At 38.6% G+C, this 2,523-nt stretch carries 2 protein-coding genes; both read left to right on the forward strand.

The annotated features are described in order from the left end of the window. The first annotated feature begins 127 nt into the window (after positions 1–127). Positions 128–1,357 (forward strand): sensor histidine kinase, encoded by a 1,230-nt coding sequence (locus tag QM629_RS17540; protein ID WP_415161194.1) that lies wholly within the window; start codon positions 128–130, stop codon positions 1,355–1,357. A gap of 56 nt (positions 1,358–1,413) precedes the next feature. Then, positions 1,414–1,872: a DUF5362 family protein gene (locus QM629_RS17545; protein ID WP_415161195.1), complete on the forward strand. Its 459-nt coding sequence runs from the start codon at positions 1,414–1,416 to the stop codon at positions 1,870–1,872. The last annotated feature ends 651 nt before the right edge of the window (positions 1,873–2,523 follow it).

The following is a 2,523-nucleotide window of genomic DNA, read 5'->3' on the forward strand; positions in this document are numbered from 1 at the left end:
AAATTTAGTCCTTTTGCTTTCCATCAAGCTAAGGTAACTGATTCGAAATAATCCTGCGACCTAAACGCCTATACCTAATCTTTTAATTGAAGTTGGTTTGTTTACAGCCAGAACTGAAGCGGCCTGCATGAAAGCTTTGTTCCAATTCCATAAACCTTCAGAAAGGTTTACAGAAAAGAAGGCCTTTTTACAGTTGGAAAAAGCTAATGAAGACACCATGCAACAACACCGGCAGTATCAGCGCATGATTAGCGAGATAGAAGATTATGCTATTATTTTAATGGATAAAGACGGCTTTATTCAAAACTGGAATAAAGGCGCTGAAAAAATAAAAGGCTATACCGCCAATGAAATTATCGGTAAAAACTTTCGCTTATTCTACCGGCAAAAAGACAGGGACAGGCAATTGCCTGAATCGTTACTGCAGGAAGCATCTTTAAAAGGAAGGGCGCAACACGAAGGATGGCGACTGCGCCAAGACGGCTCCGCTTTTTGGGGGCATATTATAATTACTGCCTTACACGATGAAAAGGGCAATGTTATTGGTTTTACAAAAATAACCCGCAACCTCAATGAAAGAAAACTGGCTGAACAAAAGCAGAAAGAATACGCAAAAAGAATTGAAAAACACAACCAGGAACTCCAATATATTAATAAAGAACTGGATTCTTTTACTTATATGGCAAGCCACGATTTGCAGGAACCTTTAAGAAAAATAGAAACCTTTACCAATATAATTTTGGTGAAAGAGAAAGAAAGTTTTTCAGCAGATACCGCCAATTATTTCAGCAGGATAATTGCATCTGTAAACAGGATGCAAACACTCATTAACGCATTGCTCAACTATTCACGTGCAGGCAGGGCGGCTATAGTGCTGGAACCCGTTAATCTGGGCATTGTAATTGAAGACGTAAAAAAAGAATTATTTGAAACAATTGACGAAAAACATGCAAGTATTGTATATAATAATTTGCCCGTACTTAATATACAACGCCTCCAGTTTCATCAATTGTTTTTTAATATACTGGGAAACGCTTTAAAATACAGCCGCGAAAATGTGCCGCCTGAAATAGTTATTGAAGCAACCACTTTTTTAAAAGGAAAAGAAGCCTTTAACCGCATAAGCATACAAGGCAATGGCATTGGCTTTGAACAGCAATATGCCGAAAACATTTTTAAAATATTTCATCGCCTGCATGGCAAAAATGAATATGCTGGTACAGGTATCGGACTTGCGATATGCAAAAAAATAGTTGAAAACCACAACGGCTTTATTACTGCTGTTGGAGAGCCAAGAAAAGGCGCTGCTTTTATTATAGAATTGCCCGTAAACAATTTTGCGGCGGGTAAAGGTTAACATAGTAAATGTTTGCGTATTTTAGTCTTCTCAAATTTTAGCTTAAACAAAAATATATGGACGAAAATTTTATAGGCAACAGCTTTTCTTTGCAGGTTGACAATGGCAATACACCCTACCTGATTGAGGCGGCAAAATGGGCCAAATTTCTGGCCGTTATTGGTTTTATTATTTGCGGATTGCTGGTGCTTACCGGTATTTTTTCAGGAACTTTTTTTGCCTCGCTGGCGCAGGTTGATACGGAATTAAATTCTATGGGAAGCGTGGGCACTGTTTTCTTTACTATTTGGTTTGTGCTGTTTGCCTTGCTATACTTTTTCCCAAGTTATTACCTGTATAATTTTGCGTCAAAAATGCAAACGGCCGTAAAAAACAACGACCAGGTAAGCCTGAACGACTCATTCAAAAATCTCAAATCATGCCTTAAATTCTGGGGTATTCTTTTAATTATCATACTCTGTTTTTATGCGCTGGCCATGGTATTTGTCATACTCGGCAGCGCATTTATAGGATAGTTGCTTACAATCTTTTTCAAAGATTGTATTATTATGAAATCAGTTGTGGCAGGCATGGCAGCTTCATTGCGTCGCAACACTTGTGCTGCATAATTTTATTCATCAGGCACAGCATGCATATTTTATAATTTCTCCTGAATATTAATATTTTTATTGGCCACGAGGAACTCCCATTAAATTTTTCACGTGCCCTTTTTGTAATTTATGCATGAAAAATTTAAACCCTAACTTGGATAAACATACATACGTATTAGAAAGGTTTTTTCTTTTAAAGCCCTTGTTTTGGGTGTATTTCAAATTTTCGCAGGTGGGTGGACACCCGCCTGTAGAACCCGCTGCGGGTAGGTGCCTCACCGACCGGAGTGCCGCGCATGAAGCGAAAATTTGAAATGCGCCCCTTGTTTTTTCAAGGGTTTTGATTTTGTTTGCAATACGTACTATGCGCAGGCATTCTTCTTCTCCGCATCCTCAATGGGCATTAAAACATAAACAGCCCCGCACAGAACTTGCGCCTCATCAATGGCAGATATTATTTGTACGAGTATAAAACGGTGTATGATGCTCTTAAAAAGAAGCCAAAGAAAGTCAGCGGAAAATTATTGGGCTCTATCAGTGAAACAAAAGGCTTTATGCCTTCACCTGCACGATTAG

The sequence above is a fragment of the Parafilimonas sp. genome (genome assembly GCF_047606085.1).
In the GTDB taxonomy this organism is placed as follows: Bacteria; Bacteroidota; Bacteroidia; order Chitinophagales; family Chitinophagaceae; genus Parafilimonas.